At 69.5% G+C, this 14,243-nt stretch carries 14 protein-coding genes; 13 read left to right on the top strand and 1 reads right to left on the bottom strand.

Features of this window, described 5'->3' with window-relative positions; genetic code table 11:
* The first annotated feature begins 1 nt into the window (after position 1).
* From AC1ROY_RS26990 to AC1ROY_RS26930, 13 genes are all read left to right on the top strand, one after another.
* The gene (locus AC1ROY_RS26990; protein WP_493152019.1) at positions 2-1,084 is read left to right on the top strand and encodes an acyl-CoA dehydrogenase family protein; all 1,083 of its coding nucleotides are present in this window, start codon (positions 2-4) and stop codon (positions 1,082-1,084) included.
* The gene (locus tag AC1ROY_RS26985; RefSeq protein WP_493152018.1) at positions 1,081-1,743 is read left to right on the top strand and encodes a 3-oxoacid CoA-transferase subunit A; all 663 of its coding nucleotides are present in this window, start codon (positions 1,081-1,083) and stop codon (positions 1,741-1,743) included. Before AC1ROY_RS26990 ends, AC1ROY_RS26985 begins: the two co-directional genes overlap by 4 nt.
* 12 nt (positions 1,744-1,755) lie before the next feature.
* The gene (locus AC1ROY_RS26980; protein ID WP_493152017.1) at positions 1,756-2,415 is read left to right on the top strand and encodes a 3-oxoacid CoA-transferase subunit B; all 660 of its coding nucleotides are present in this window, start codon (positions 1,756-1,758) and stop codon (positions 2,413-2,415) included.
* Between the two features lies 1 nt (position 2,416).
* Entirely contained in the window at positions 2,417-3,661 is a 1,245-nt protein-coding gene (locus AC1ROY_RS26975) for a thiolase C-terminal domain-containing protein (protein ID WP_493152016.1), read from the top strand.
* Positions 3,662-3,672: 11 nt separating this feature from the next.
* Positions 3,673-4,191 carry a Zn-ribbon domain-containing OB-fold protein gene (locus AC1ROY_RS26970; protein ID WP_493152015.1) on the top strand — a complete coding sequence of 173 codons (519 nt, stop codon included), beginning with the start codon at positions 3,673-3,675 and terminating at the stop codon, positions 4,189-4,191.
* A 231-nt stretch (positions 4,192-4,422) separates the two neighbouring features.
* Entirely contained in the window at positions 4,423-6,012 is a 1,590-nt protein-coding gene (locus AC1ROY_RS26965) for an ABC transporter substrate-binding protein (protein ID WP_493152014.1), read from the top strand.
* Positions 6,013-6,118: 106 nt separating this feature from the next.
* Positions 6,119-7,066 (top strand): ABC transporter permease, encoded by a 948-nt coding sequence (locus tag AC1ROY_RS26960; RefSeq protein WP_493152013.1) that lies wholly within the window; start codon positions 6,119-6,121, stop codon positions 7,064-7,066.
* 10 nt (positions 7,067-7,076) lie between these two features.
* Positions 7,077-7,979, top strand: coding sequence for an ABC transporter permease (locus AC1ROY_RS26955; protein WP_493152012.1), 903 nt, complete (start codon positions 7,077-7,079; stop codon positions 7,977-7,979).
* A 3-nt stretch (positions 7,980-7,982) separates the two neighbouring features.
* A complete protein-coding gene (locus AC1ROY_RS26950) occupies positions 7,983-9,041 on the top strand; it encodes an ABC transporter ATP-binding protein (protein WP_493152011.1) in 1,059 nt (352 codons plus the stop codon).
* Positions 9,042-9,049: 8 nt separating this feature from the next.
* Complete coding sequence (locus tag AC1ROY_RS26945; protein ID WP_493152010.1) at positions 9,050-10,033, top strand: ABC transporter ATP-binding protein; 984 nt, start codon at positions 9,050-9,052, stop codon at positions 10,031-10,033.
* Entirely contained in the window at positions 10,033-10,740 is a 708-nt protein-coding gene (locus tag AC1ROY_RS26940; protein ID WP_493152009.1) for an isochorismatase family protein, read from the top strand. Before AC1ROY_RS26945 ends, AC1ROY_RS26940 begins: the two co-directional genes overlap by 1 nt.
* 231 nt (positions 10,741-10,971) lie before the next feature.
* Positions 10,972-12,318, top strand: a complete 1,347-nt coding sequence (locus AC1ROY_RS26935; protein ID WP_493152008.1) for an FAD-dependent oxidoreductase — start codon at positions 10,972-10,974, stop codon at positions 12,316-12,318.
* A 12-nt stretch (positions 12,319-12,330) separates the two neighbouring features.
* Positions 12,331-13,293 (top strand): Bug family tripartite tricarboxylate transporter substrate binding protein, encoded by a 963-nt coding sequence (locus AC1ROY_RS26930; protein WP_493152007.1) that lies wholly within the window; start codon positions 12,331-12,333, stop codon positions 13,291-13,293.
* A 134-nt stretch (positions 13,294-13,427) separates the two neighbouring features.
* On the opposite strand, the gene AC1ROY_RS26925 is transcribed toward AC1ROY_RS26930, so the two are convergent.
* Positions 13,428-14,195: an IclR family transcriptional regulator gene (locus AC1ROY_RS26925; RefSeq protein WP_493152006.1), complete on the bottom strand. Its 768-nt coding sequence runs from the start codon at positions 14,193-14,195 to the stop codon at positions 13,428-13,430.
* Between the last annotated feature and the right edge of the window lie 48 nt (positions 14,196-14,243).

The following is a 14,243-nucleotide window of genomic DNA, read 5'->3' as shown; positions in this document are numbered from 1 at the left end:
CATGGAATTCGCACTCAGCCACGAGCAGGCGGCGCTGCAGGAATCGGTCGGCGGCTATCTGACCGACCAGTATCCGCTGGAGAAGATCCGCGCGCATGCGGCGATCGGCTCCGGCCATGACCCGGCGCTGTGGAAGGGCCTCGCCGACCTCGGCGTCCAGGGGCTCCTGGTGCCGGAGGAATTCGGCGGCACGGGGCTGGAACTGCTCGACGCGGCGCTGGTCGCGCAGGCGATCGGCGCGGCGGCCGCCCCTGCCCCCTTCGTCGCAAGCGGCGTGATGGCACCCCTCGCCCTGCTGCGCAGCGGCAGCGACGAGCAGCAGAAGTACTGGCTGCCTGATATTGCCAGCGGCGAGATCCGCGCCGGCCTGGGCTTCGCGCAGCACCATGCGAAGTCGAGCCTCACGATGAACGGCACGCTGAACGGCCACCTGACCGGGGTGCTGGATGCGGGCGCGGCCACGCATCTCATCGCCTATCTCGCCGATGGGCGCGCCGTGCTGGTCGATGCCACCGATCCCGGTGTCAGCCTGGAGATGCGCCGCACGCTGGACGGCACGCGCCCCCTCACCGACGTCACCTTCACCAATGCCAAGGCCACGCTGCTCGACGCCGCCAACGACCCCATGGCCGCAATGAACGAGGTGCTCGACGCCGGCCGCATCATGCTTGCGGCCGACACGCTCGGCGCCGCGCAGACGATGTTCGACAAGGCCGTGGAATGGGCCAAGCAGCGCGTGCAGTTCGGTCGCGTCATCGGCAGCTACCAAGGCGTGAAGTACATGTGCTCGGACATGGCGACCATGCTGGAGCCCTGCCACGCCTTCGTCTGGCACGCCGCCTACTGCTTCGACACGCACGACCCCGAGGCGCGACTGATGGCCTGCCAGGTGAAGGCGCATCTGGACGAGGTCGGCCGCGACGTCGCGCGCATCTCGACGGAGGTGCATGGCGGCATGGGCTTCACCGACCTCACGGGCCTGCACTATTGGATGAAGCGGATCGGCTTCAACCGCCAGGTCCTCGGCGGCACCGAGCGCTGCCGGCAGGAGGCCGCGCGGCTGCAAGGCTGGGCTGCCGCGTGATCGACAAGCGCGTGAAGAGCCTGGAGGACGCGGTCCAGGGCATCCCGGACGGCGCCACTATCCTCATCGGCGGCTTCGGCGAGGCCGGGGTGCCGACGGAGCTGGTGGAGGCGCTGGCGGAGGTGCAGGCCGACGACCTCACTGTCGTCTCCAACAATGCCGGCTTCGGCCGCGGCGGGCTGGCCAAGTTCCTCGCGACCGGGCGGGTGAAGAAGATCGTCTGCTCCTTCCCACGCTCGGCCGGCTCCGTGGTCTTCGAGGAGCTCTACGAGAGCGGCCGGCTGGAGCTGGAGCTCGTGCCGCAGGGCACCTTCAGCGAACGCATCCGCGCGGGTGCCGCCGGGATCGGCGGCTTCTACACGCGCACGTCAGTCGGCACCGAGCTGGAGCAGGGCAAGGAGGTCCGCGACATGGATGGCCAGCGCTGGGTGCTCGAAAAACCCATCAAGGGCGACTTCGCCTTCATCAAGGCACGCCGCGCCGACCGTTGGGGCAATCTCGACTACCACAGCGCCGCACGCAGCCTCGGCCCCGTGATGGCGGCGGCCGCGAAGACCACCGTCGCGCAGGTGCGCGAGATCGTGGAGCTCGGCGAGATCCATCCGGAGCACGTCGTCACCCCCGGCATCTTCGTGCACCGGGTCGTCCAGGTGAATTGAGGGAGAAGCGCCATGCAGCCATTGAACCGCGAGGGCATCGCACGCCGCGCCGCCCGCGATATCCCCGAGGGCTCCTATGTGAACCTCGGCGTCGGCATCCCGACGCTGGTGGCCGGCTGCATGCCGGCAGGGCGCGAGGTCATCCTCCACAGCGAGAACGGCATCCTCGGCCTCGGCCCCCCGCCGCCCAAGGGCGAGGAGGACTGGGATGTCGTGGATGCCGGCAAGCGGCCGGTGACGCTGCTGCCGGGGGCCTCGGTCTTCACCCATAGCGACAGCTTCATGATGATCCGCGGCGGGCATATCGACATCTCGCTGCTCGGCGCCTTCGAGGTGTCGGAGCGCGGCGACATCGCCAACTGGAAGGCGCTTGGCTCGAAGCTGGCGCCGGCGGTCGGTGGGGCGATGGACCTGGCCGTTGGCGCAAAGCACGTCTGGGTGTTGATGGAGCACATCCGCAAGGACGGCGCGGCGCGCATCCTGGAGCAGTGCAGCTTCCCGCTGACGGCGCCGACGGCCGTGACGCGGATCTACACCGACCTCGCCGTGCTGGACGTCACCCCCGAGGGGCTGGTGGTGCGCGAGATGGTGGAAGGCCTCGACCTTGCGAGCCTCCAGGAGAAGACCGGCGCCCGGCTCACCGCCGCGCCCGATTGCGCGGTGCTGCACTGAGATGCCGGAGATCGACGCAGAGACGCCCCGCCACCTCCGCGACAAATACGCCATCGTCGGCGTGGGCGAGACCGCCTATGTCCGCGGCTCCGGCCGCACCACCCGCGCCATGGCCGGCGAGGCTGTGCGCAAGGCCATCGCCGATGCCGGGCTGAAGCCGTCCGAGGTGGATGGCATGCTCTCCTACCAGTCGAATGATTCCGTGCTCTCCACCCTGGTCTCGGCCGATCTGGGGATGCGGCTCAACTTCTACATGGACGTGCTGGGCGGCGGCTCCTCCATCGAGGCGCTGGTGGGCATCGCCTCCGGCGTCATCGAGGCCGGGCTGTGCCGCAGCGTGGTGATCTTCCGCTCCATGAACGGCTTCTCCGAGGTTCGCATCGGCGGCAGCGGGGCGCGTCCGGCGCCGATCACGGGCGACGCGCTGCATGGCACGCCCTATGGCTGGCTGAGCCCCGGCCAGCGCTTCGCCTTCTCCTTCACGCGGCACATGTGCGAGCACGGCACGACCTCCGAGCAGGTCGCGATGGTGCGGGTCATCCACAGCGAGCACGCCTCGAACAACCCGAAGGCGATCATGAAGCGGCGCGTCACGGCGGATCAGGTGCTCTCCAGCCGGCTGATCTGCACGCCCCTGCGGCTGCTGGACTGCTGCCTGGAGACGGACAATGCGACGGCGATCGTCGTCACCTCCGCGGACCGGGCGAAGGATTGTGCCCACCTGCCCGCGCTGGTCCGCGGCGTGGTCGGGCGGGTGAGCAAGCCGCGCCTCGACATGCACTTTCAGCACGGGCCCATCTCGGTCGCGGCCGGCGCCTATGGGAAAGACCGGCTCTGGTCCAATGCCGGCATCGGGCCGGAGGAGGTGGACGTGACCGGCGCCTACGACGCCTTCACCTTCACCACGCTGATGCAGCTGGAAGCCTATGGCTTCTGCAAGCCGGGCGAGGGCGGCGGCTATGTCTCGGACGGCACGATCCGCCTGGGCGGCCGGCGGCCGAACAACACCAGCGGCGGGCAGCTCTGCGAGGGCTACACGCATGGCATCAACCTGGTGATCGAGAACGTCCGCCAGCTCAGGCACGAGGCCGATGATTCCTGCCCCATCGGGCCGGACGGGAAGCGCGTCCACACCTACGATTACGGCGAGGGCGGCTGCCGCCAGGTGCATGGGGCGGAGGTGTCCATGAATATGGGCTGGGCGGGGCCGCAGACCGGCTCCGCCATGGTCCTGCGGCGCGGCTGAGGGAGAGGCGCATGTCCATCCAGGCCGACTACCTCGGCATGCCGCTCGAGATCTCCGATCTCGACACGGAGAACCGCGACTACTTCGCCCATTGCGCGCAGCACGCGTTCCATCTGCAGAAGTGCCTGTCCTGCGAGCTGGTGCGCTATCCGCCCGCGCCCTCCTGCCCCTGGTGCGCCGCTCCGGCGGCCGAGTGGGTGAAGGTGGAGGGCCAGGGCACCGTCCACTCCTATACCGAGGTCCATCACGCCATCCAGGGCGCCCTCAAGCCGCACACGCCTTACCTCGTGTTGCTGGTGGAGCTGGACACGCAGCGCGGCCAGCCCAGCCCCGAAGAGGCGCTGCGCGTCATCGGCAACCTGACCCTCCCCGACGGCTCGCCGGCGCCGCCGGAACTGGTCGCGCAGGTCGGCATCGGCACGCGCGTCCGGATGGTCTTCGCCGACGCCTCGCCGGAAATCGCCCTGCCGCAATGGACCCTCGATGAGGCGGCCGGGTCCGGCCCGCCCTGGCGCCACGACCGGGGTTGAGCCCGGGCGGCGCCATGCCTCCGCCGGGTGCAACCCGCCTGCCGGAACGGCGCTTTCCGGGCAGAAGGCTCCGTCCAAGCCTGTCCGGGCCGGCATTTTCCGGTTGAGAAGGATTTTGCCGCCAGCCTAACCTGCCTCCGGGGCCGCTCTCCTCGACGGGCGCGGCGAAGGAACTCAGTCGCACTCCACGCAATTCCGGCCGGCCGCAAGGCTGCCCGGACGGGAGTTTCCATGACGAGACGCTTCGCTTCCCTCGCCGCCGGCCTCGCCCTCTTCGCCACGCTCGCAGCGCCCCCCGCCCAGGCCCAGGAAACCGTGCTGCGCATCGGCATGACGGCAGGCGACATCCCCGTCACCGCCGGCATGCCCGACCAGGGCTTCGAGGGCTTCCGCTTCGTCGGCTACAACCTCTACGACTCGCTGGTCGCCTGGGACCTCTCGCGCAGCGACGTCGCGGCCGACATCAAGCCGGGCCTCGCCGAATCCTGGGCGATCGACCCGAACAACAACCGCCGCTGGCTCTTCCGCCTGCGCAGCGGCGTGAAGTTCCACGACGGCTCGCCCCTGACGGCCGCCGACATCGTCTGGAACTTCGAGCGCTACACGCGTGAGGGCGCGCCGCAGTTCAATGCCCGGCAATTCGCCTTCGCCCGTCCCTATCTCGGCAATTTCGAGAGCATCGAGGCGGTGGACGAGCTCACCGTCGCCATCACCACCAAGCAGACGGACAGCCTGCTGCCCTACAACATGAGCTTCCTCATGATGGTCAGCCCGCGCCGCTCGGCCGAGGTGAACAACGACGCCGACGCCTTCGCGCGCAACCCCTCGGGCACCGGCCCCTGGCGCTTCTCGCGCATGGTGCCCGGCGAGCGGCTGGAGCTGGTCCGCAACCCCGACTACTGGGACCGCAACCGCGTGCCCAAGACGGATCGCCTGGTCCTGCTCCCGATGCCCGAGGCCTCGACGCGCACCGCGGCGCTGCTCTCGGGACAGGTGGACTGGATCGAGGCGCCGGCGCCCGACGCCATCCCCCGCCTGCGTTCCTCGCGCATGCAGATCGTCACCAACTCCTACCCGCACAACTGGTCCTACCAGCTCAACTTCGTGGACGGCCCCTTCGCCGACGTGCGCGTCCGCCGGGCCGCCAACCACGCGCTGAACCGCCCCGACTTCAAGGAGATGCTCGGCGGCGTGGCGCTGGAGAGCTATGCCAACCTGCCGCCGGGCGTGCCCTATTACGGCAATCCCACGCGCTACATGTATGATCCCGCCCGCGCCCGCGCCCTGCTGCGCGAGGCGAACTGCCTGCCCTGCCGCATCACGCTGGCGATCTCCACTTCCGGCTCCGGCCAGATGCAGCCGCTGCCGATGAACGAGCTCGTCAAGGCGCAGCTGGAGGCGGCCGGCTTCCAGGTCACGCTGCAGACCATGGACTGGAACGCGCTGCTGCAGGTTGGCCGCGACGGCCGCCAGCGGCACCAGGGCGTGAACGGCATCAACATCAGCCGCTCGCTGCAGGATCCGTTCAACGGGATGTTCCGCTTCGTCTGGAGCCGCCAGGCCGCGCCCGCCGGCTCCAACTGGGGCCACTACAACAGCCCGGAGATGGACGCGCTGATCGACCGTGCGCTCGCCACCTTCGACCCGGCCGCGCGCCTCGCCCTGCTCACCCAGATCCACGAGAAGATGAGCGAGGACGCGGTGATGCTCTGGGTCGTGCACGACCTGAACCCGCGCGCCATGTCGCCCCGCGTGCGCGGCTTCGTGCAGGCGCAGAGCTGGTTCCAGGACCTGACGCCGATCACCATGGCGCCGCGCTGAGCATGATCGCTGCAGGTGGAAGCACCGAAAAGCGTGAATCATGCTCTCGAACAGGAAGCCAGAGGCTTTGCAGTGAGCTCTTGCGAACGGAAAAGGCTCTAGGCCCATGCTCGGCTACGTGATCCGGCGGCTGCTGGCCGCGATCCCCATCGCCCTCGGCGTCTCGATGATCTGCTTTGCGCTGGTCTTCCTGGCACCGGGCGATCCGATCCAGACGCTGCTGCCGCCGGATGCGAGCGCAGAGACCGTGGAGCAGCTGAAGCGGCTCTACGGCCTCGATCGGCCCCTGCCGATCCAGTACATCGAATGGGTCTGGCGGGTGCTTCATGGCGATTTCGGCCGCTCCATCGCCAATGGTAGGCCGGTGCTGGAGGAGATCCAGCGCTCGCTCGGCAATACGGTGCTGCTGGCGACGGTGGCGGTGCTGATCGCCTTCAGCGTCGCCTTCGTCCTGGGAACCATCGCCGGCCGCAAGTCCGGCACCTGGATCGACCGCCTCGTGACCGGCGTCGCCGTGCTCGGCGTCTCCGTCCCGAACTACTGGCTGGGCATCGTGCTGGTCATCATCTTCTCGGTCGAGATGATGGTGCTGCCCGCCTCCGGCACGGCGGGCGACACCTTCGACCCGACGAGCTGGGAGCACGTCCAGTACCTCGTCCTGCCGGTGTTCACGCTCTCCATGATCCCGGTCGGCATCATCGCACGCACCACGCGCTCGGCGATCTCCGAGGTGATGAACCAGGAATTCGTCGTCACCTTGCGCGCCAACGGACTGCCGGAATGGCGCGTGCTGAAGCATGCCATCAAGAACGCGCTGCCGCCGGTGCTGGCCGTCATGGGCCTGCAGTTCGGCACGCTGATGGGCGGCTCGATCCTGGTGGAGACCGTCTTCTCCTGGCCGGGCAGCGGCTACCTGCTGAGCAAGGCGATCCTCAACCGCGACGTGCCGGTCCTCCAGGGCGCGATCCTGGTGCTGGCGATGATCTTCGTCGTGACCAACCTCGCCGTGGACCTCTTCCAGTCCACGCTCGACCCGCGCATCCGGCGTGGCTGAAAGGCCGAACATGTCCACCGCCGTCAGCGACGCCGTTGCCCCAGATGCCGCCGAGCTCGCGCTGCCCCGGCAGCGCGGCTACTGGGGCACGGTCGGCTACCGCCTGCGCTACGACTACGTCACGCTCTTCTTCCTGACCGTCCTGGTGCTCATCATCCTGGCCGCTGTCTTCGCACCCCTGATCGCGCCCTTCGACCCCTATCAGGAGAGCATCATTCGGCGCCTGAAGCCGCCGGGCTACATGGACCGCTACATCCTCGGCACCGACGAGTTGGGGCGGGACATGCTGTCGCGCCTGCTCTATGGCGGCCGCATCACCCTCACCATGGGCTTCACGCCGGTGGTGGTGGCGACACTGGTCGGCGGCAGCCTCGGCGTGCTGGCGGGCTACACCGGCGGCGTGATCAACATGGTCATCATGCGTGTGGTGGACGTGTTCTACGCCTTCCCCTCCGTGCTGCTGGCCGTCGCCATCTCGGGCGCCATGGGCGGCGGCGCGGTGAACGGGATGATCGCGCTCTCGCTGGTCTTCATCCCGCCGCTCTGCCGTGTGGCCGAGACGGCGACGACGCAGGTGCGCAACCTCGACTTCGTGGACGCGGCCCGCGCCACCGGCGCGCCGATGCGCCTCGTGCTCTGGCACCACGTGCTGGGCAACGTGCTGGGGCCGGTGCTGATCTATGCCTCGAGCCTGATCTCGGTGGCGATCATCCTGGCCTCGGGCCTGTCCTTCCTCGGCCTTGGCGTGAAGCCGCCCGATCCGGACTGGGGGCTCATGCTGAACGCGCTGCGGCAGTCGATCTACGTGAACCCGCTGGTCGCGGCGATGCCGGGCATCGCCATCCTCATCACCTCCATCAGCATGAACCTGGTGAGCGACGGTCTCCGCGCCGCCATGGACGTGCGGAGCTAGCGCATGGTCATGACCGACTTCGCCGTGGACGAGAACGACGCGCGCGACCGCGGCGGGCCGCAGCAGCCGCTGCTGACCGTCAACGGGCTCAAGAAGCACTTCGCCATCCGCGGGGGCGTGCTGGGCCGCGTGAAGGCCCAGGTGCGCGCCGTGGACGGCATCTCCTTCACCGTGCGCAAGGGCGAGACGCTGGGGATCGTGGGCGAATCCGGCTGCGGCAAGTCCACCGTGGCGCGGCTGCTCATGCGGCTCATCAAGCCCGACGCCGGCGAGCAGATCTTCGACGGCGACGCGGTGGGCGAGCGCGGCGGCATCAGCATCGCCGACATGCGCCGCCAGGTGCAGATGGTGTTCCAGGATTCCGCCTCGTCCCTGAACCCGCGCATGCCCGTGCAGAACTCCATCGCCTTCGGGCCCATCGCCTTCGGCACGAAGGAAGACGAGGCGATCGGCATGGCGCGCGAGCTGCTGGTGAAGGTGGGGCTGAACCCTGCCCTCTTCGGCGGCCGTTACCCGCACGAGCTCTCGGGCGGTCAGAAGCAGCGCATCAACATCGCCCGCGCGCTGGCGCTGAAACCGCGCATGATCATCCTGGACGAGGCGGTCTCGGCCCTGGACAAGAGCATCGAGGCGCAGGTGCTGAACCTGCTCCAGAAGCTCAAACGCGAGCTCAACCTCACCTATGTCTTCATCAGCCACGATCTCGGCGTGGTGCGCTGGATCAGCGACCGGGTGATGGTGATGTATCTCGGCGAGGTCGTGGAGATCGGCCCGGCGGACGAGCTCTACAACAACCCCAAGCACCCCTACACCCGCGCCCTGCTGGCCTCGCGCCCCGCGCTCGACCCTGACAACCGGCGCGAGGAGGCGCCGGTCAGCGGCGATCCACCCAACCCGATCAACCCGCCCTCCGGCTGCCGCTTCCACACGCGCTGCCCGCATGCGGAAGCCGTGTGCAGCGCCAGGGCGCCGATCCTGGGGCATGGCGATCCCGATGCCCATGCGGCGGCCTGCCACATGCAGGACCCGACCTCGGGCCACAGCCAGGCGGTGATGCATTGAGCGCGCCCATGAATCCCCTCGTCGAGGTCGAGGATCTTTCCGTCAACTTCGTCACGCGCGAGAGCAATGTTCGCGCGGTGAACGGCGTCAGCTTCACCATGATGCCAGGCGAGGTGATGTGCATGCTGGGCGAGTCCGGCTCCGGCAAGAGCGTCACCATGCGTGCGCTCATGCGCCTGCTGCCGCCCAAGCGCAGCGTCATCACGGGGAAGATCCGCATCGACGGCCAGGATGTGCTGGCCATGGACGACCGCCGGCTGCGGCAGATGCGCGGCGCCACCGTCTCCATGATCTTCCAGGAGCCGATGACCGCCTTTGACCCCGTGACCCGCGTGGGCGACCAGATCGCCGAGGTGGTATCGCTGCACCGCGGCGTGGACCGCAAGGCGGCACGGCAGCGGGCGCTGGATCTCTTCGATCTGGTGCGCATCCCCTCGGCGCAGCGGCGGCTCGACGCTTATCCGCACGAGCTCTCCGGCGGGCTGCGGCAGCGCGCGATGATCGCCCTCGCCCTCTCCTGCGAGCCCAAGCTGCTGCTGGCCGACGAGCCGACCACGGCGCTGGACGCCACGGTGCAGATCCAGGTGCTGATCCTGCTGCGGCGGCTCCAGCAGGAGCTGGGCATGTCCGTGATCTTCGTGACGCATGACCTCGGCGTCGCGGCCGAGATCGCCGACCGCGTGGCCGTCATGTATGCCGGCCGCGTGGTGGAGACGGGCCCGGTGCGCGACCTGCTGCGCAACCCGCAGCACCCCTACACGGCGGGGCTGCTGGCCTCGACCGTCCACGACCAGCCGCGCGACCAGGACCTCAAGACCATCCCTGGCGCGCCGCCCGACATGCGGCGGCTGCCGCCGGGGTGCAGCTTCGCGCCGCGCTGCCCGAAGGTGATCGCCGACTGCAACGCGGCCATGCCGCCCCCCGTCAGCCCCGAGCCGGGGCGCATCGTGCGCTGCATCCGCATCGGCGTGCCGGTGCCGGAATTCGCCTGATGCAGCACGTGATCGACATCCCCGACAGCGTGATCGAGCGCGTGGTGAGGCGCTGCGGCACGCCGCATCCCTTCGCCGAGCTCGACCCTGTCAGCACCGCACTGCTCGTGGTGGACATGCAGAACGGCTACATGGACGCCGAGGTCGGCCATTCCGCCGTGCCGACCGCGCCCGGCATCGTGCCGACCATCAACCATCTGGCCGAAAGCCTCCGGCAGGCCGGTGGCAAGGTCTACTGGATCCAGAACGCCACCACGGAACAATCCCGCGTGGAGTGGTCCGTGCTGGAGGAGCAGGCGAGCCCGTCCCGCCGCGCCGCGCGCATCCGCTCCGTCTCGCCGGGCACCAAGGGCCACGAGTTCTGGCCCACCCTCGACATCCGGGATGGCGACGAGATCGTGCCGAAGTACCGCTATTCCTGCTTCATCCGCGGCGCCTCGGACCTGGAGGATCGGCTGCGCGCCCGTGGCATCGACACGGTGCTGGTGACCGGCACGCTCACCAATGTCTGCTGCGAGAGCACGGCGCGCGATGCGATGATGCTCAACTTCCGCACCATCATGGTCTCCGACGCCAATGCCGCGATGACGGATGCCGAGCACAATGCCTCGCTGATCAACTTCTATCTGTCCTTCGGCGACGTGCAGACCGCCGCCGAGATCGAGGCTGCGCTGGCAGCGCCCACGGCCCTGCGCCGGACGGCCTGACTCACCCGACGCCGAGTTCCAGCTGCCGCGCAATGGCGCGGCTATCATCCAGACGCGGAAGGCGAATTCCTCCGGCACGACGGCAGATCGAGCGCAATCCGCACCGCGGACGCGCGGGGCACCGTCGCGCCGATCCCGCGTTGACGCGTCCGCGGCCGCAGGCCTAGCCTTTCCGCATAATAGCAAAACAACCCGCCAAGCGGGTTGAAAACGAGAATGCGGGAAACGAAGATGGACACGGATGTCCTGGTGATCGGGGCGGGCCTCGCGGGCTTCTGCGCGAGCCTCGAGGCATTGGCCGCCGGTCGCGAGGTGGTGCTGCTGGAGAAGCAGCAGGAAGTCGGCGGCAGCACCGTGCTCAGCGGCGGCGCCATGGCCTTCGCCGGCACCGACGGCCAGGCGGAAGCGGGCATCGAGGACAGCGGCGACAGGCTGCGCGAGGACCTGCTGCGCGTCGGTGAGCACCGCAACGATCCCACCCTCGTCGAGGCCTATGTCGAAGCCCAGCTCGGCACCTGGCGCTGGCTGCGCGAACAGGGCGTGCGCTTCACCTCCGTGCAGCTCGGCGGCGGGCAATCGCTGCCACGCTCCAATCGGGTGGACACGCGACAGATGATCGGCGCGCTGGCGGGGCGCGCGACCGCGAGCAACCGCTTCACCCTGCGAACCTCCACGCCGGCCGAGCATCTGGTTCGCGAGGGCGACCGCGTCGTCGGCGCTCGCGCCAGCGGCGGGGACATCCGCGCGCGCCACGGCGTGGTGCTGGCCAGCGGGGGCTTCTCCCGCGACGAGACGCTGCTCGCGCTCTTCGCCCCCGCCCAGCGCGACGCGCTGCGCATCGGCGGCCGCGGCAACACCGGCGACGGTCTGCGCATGGCCTGCGCGATGGGCGCCGGCCTCGCCGACATCGGCTACATCCGCGGCACCTTCGGCACGCATCCGGATGCGGGGCCGGAGCAGCTCTCCATCATCCATGCCATCTACAAGGGCGCCATCGCGGTGAACCGGCATGGGCTACGGTTCATCGACGAATCCCTCTCCTACAAGATCATCGGCGACGCCTGCCTGCAGCAGCCGGAGGGCCTCGCCTTCCAGATCTTCGACCAGCCGATCATGGACCTTTCCGTCCCCGGAGTGGCGACCTCCGATATGCGGGCCGGCCTTGCCGACGGGCGCGTGCTCCAGGCCGGCACGCTGGAGGATCTGGCGCGGCGCGCGGGCATCGACCCCGACGGGCTGCGCGCCACCGTCGCGCGCTACAACGCCGACGCCGCCAACGGGCGCGACATGCTCTTCGGCCGGGACGGGCTGTCGAGCCATTACGGCGCGCTGCGCGCGATCGGGACAGCACCCTTCTACGCCTTCCCCTCCACGAGCTCCGTCCTCGCCACCTATGGCGGCATCGCCGTGGACGCTGACATGCGCGTGCGCGACGTCTTCGGCGCTGTCATCCCCGGCCTCTTCGCCGCCGGCGAGGTCACGGGCGGGCTGCACGGCGCCGCCTACATGACCGGCTCCTCGCTCGGGAAGAGCTCCATCTTCGGCCGCATCGCAGGACGCAACGCCGCGAGCGCATAAAGGAGGAACGCGATGAACATCCCACGACGCGCGCTGGCCGCCCTCGCGGCCATCCCTGCCGCGGCGCACGCCCAGTCGTTCCCCAGCGAGACGGTGAAGATCGTCATCCCCTTCCCGCCCGGCGGCCCTGCCGACCTCGTCGGCCGCGCCCTGGCCCGCGACATGGCGGCCGACTGGGGCCAGCCCGTCGTCGTGGACAACCGTGCCGGCGGCAACGGCTTCCCCGCCGCCGAGTTCGTGGCCCGCGCGCGGCCCGACGGCCACACGCTCTTCATGCCCTTCTTCGGCACCCTGGTCGTGAATCCTGGCCTTTATTCCAGCCTGCCCTACGACCCGCAGCGCGACTTTGCGCCGATCACCGTCGTCGCGACCCTGCCGCTGATGCTGGTGGTGCATCCCAACTCGCCCTGGCGAACGCTGGACGACGTGATCGCCGACGCGAAGCGGCGGCCGGGCGCGATCAACTACGCCTCCGGCGGCATCGGCCAGGGCGCGCATCTCGCCGGCGCGCTGCTCGCGAAGATGGCCGGCATCCAGCTGACCCACGTGCCCTATCGCGGCAACGCGCCTGCCGTCGCCGACGTCATCGCCGGCCATGTCAGCATGATCTTCGACGGCATGGCGACCTCGCTGCCGCATGTGCGCGACGGGCGGCTGCGCGCCATCGCCGTCTCCACCGCGCGACGCGCCACCGCCATGCCCGACCTGCCGACGGTGGCGGAGTCCGGCCTCGTGGGCTTCGACGTGGGCTCCTGGTTCGGGCTGCTGGCGCCGGCGGACACACCCGCGCCGGTGGTGGAGCGCATCAACGCCGAGGTGCGCGCGGTGATGGGGCGCGAGGCGGTGCGGAAGCTGATCTCGGACGCCGGGCTGGAGGCGATGCCGTGCAGCCCGGAAGAATTCGCGACGATGATGCGGACGGAGACGCAGCGCTGGACGGAGCTGATCCGCGAGATCGGCATTCGCGCGGATTAGCCGTGGGCGGTTCCTTGAGGGGCTTTGCCCCTCAAACTCCCCGCCAAGAAACTCAGTTTCTTGGATCTTCGATCAGTAAGGGGTCCAGGGCAAAAAGCCCTGGTGGGGGAGCCCGAGGGGGCACAGCCTCCTCGCTAATCCGGCGGCAGCAGCGCCGACAGATGCGCCGCCAGCGCCTTCAGCGCCTCCGCGATCGGCCCGCGCAGCTTCTCCACCGTCGCCACCGACACCGCGCCGCCGCTGTTCAGCGCCATCGCCATGCGCCGCCCGGGCGCGGCGACCGGCACGCCGATCGCGTTCACGTCCGGGTGGTAATGTCGCAGGTTCACCACGAAGCCGTGCTTCGCGTGGTGCTCCCGCGCCTCCTCGATCTTCCGCTCCGCGTCCGGCCAGGCCTCGCCCAACGCCTTGGAAAGCCGCGCCGTGGCGCGACGCCGCTCCTCCGGCGTCACGCCCGCCAGATAGGCCCAGCCCAGCGCCGAGCTCGCCATGGAGAGCGTCGAGCCCACGTTCAGCGCGAGCCGCAGGATGGTCGGCGCCTCGGCGCGCTGCACCACCACCATCTCCGTGCGCGAGGGCGCGGCCAGCGAGACCGCGACACCGAAGCGATCCGCGATCTCCTTCATCGGCCGGTAGGCCAGGTCGGCGATGGCGGCGCTCGCCACCGAGCCCTGGCCCAGCGTCAGCACACCCGGCCCCGCGCGCAGCTTGTCGGCCTCGCGCCCCGGCACCAGCAGTCCCACCTGCTGGAGCGTGTAGCAGAGCCGCCAGACGGTGGATTGCGGCAGCCCGACCCTGGCCGCGATCTGCGTGGTGCCGAGCTCCGGATGCTCGGCGGTGAAGCACTGCAGCACCTGGATGCCGCGCGCGAGCGCCGTCACGAAATCGCGGTCTTCCTTCATCGCCCGAGTCTCCTCCCACGCGATTGACGCGCGTCCTGCCCGAGGTCT

The organism is Roseococcus sp. GW821-FHT12F05, assembly GCF_058806835.1.
The sequence above is the reverse complement of the archived record's forward strand: the minus strand, read 5'-3'. Positions and strand labels throughout refer to the sequence as shown.

Coding starts and splice junctions, on each gene's coding strand:
- AC1ROY_RS26940 (WP_493152009.1), top strand. CDS start 10,033: ATGCAGCACGTGATCGACATCCCCGACAGCGTGATCGAGCGCGTGGTG.
- AC1ROY_RS26955 (WP_493152012.1), top strand. CDS start 7,077: ATGTCCACCGCCGTCAGCGACGCCGTTGCCCCAGATGCCGCCGAGCTC.
- AC1ROY_RS26945 (WP_493152010.1), top strand. CDS start 9,050: ATGAATCCCCTCGTCGAGGTCGAGGATCTTTCCGTCAACTTCGTCACG.
- AC1ROY_RS26930 (WP_493152007.1), top strand. CDS start 12,331: ATGAACATCCCACGACGCGCGCTGGCCGCCCTCGCGGCCATCCCTGCC.
- AC1ROY_RS26980 (WP_493152017.1), top strand. CDS start 1,756: ATGCAGCCATTGAACCGCGAGGGCATCGCACGCCGCGCCGCCCGCGAT.
- AC1ROY_RS26990 (WP_493152019.1), top strand. CDS start 2: ATGGAATTCGCACTCAGCCACGAGCAGGCGGCGCTGCAGGAATCGGTC.
- AC1ROY_RS26970 (WP_493152015.1), top strand. CDS start 3,673: ATGTCCATCCAGGCCGACTACCTCGGCATGCCGCTCGAGATCTCCGAT.
- AC1ROY_RS26965 (WP_493152014.1), top strand. CDS start 4,423: ATGACGAGACGCTTCGCTTCCCTCGCCGCCGGCCTCGCCCTCTTCGCC.
- AC1ROY_RS26935 (WP_493152008.1), top strand. CDS start 10,972: ATGGACACGGATGTCCTGGTGATCGGGGCGGGCCTCGCGGGCTTCTGC.
- AC1ROY_RS26960 (WP_493152013.1), top strand. CDS start 6,119: ATGCTCGGCTACGTGATCCGGCGGCTGCTGGCCGCGATCCCCATCGCC.
- AC1ROY_RS26975 (WP_493152016.1), top strand. CDS start 2,417: ATGCCGGAGATCGACGCAGAGACGCCCCGCCACCTCCGCGACAAATAC.
- AC1ROY_RS26950 (WP_493152011.1), top strand. CDS start 7,983: ATGGTCATGACCGACTTCGCCGTGGACGAGAACGACGCGCGCGACCGC.
- AC1ROY_RS26925 (WP_493152006.1), bottom strand. CDS start 14,195: ATGAAGGAAGACCGCGATTTCGTGACGGCGCTCGCGCGCGGCATCCAG.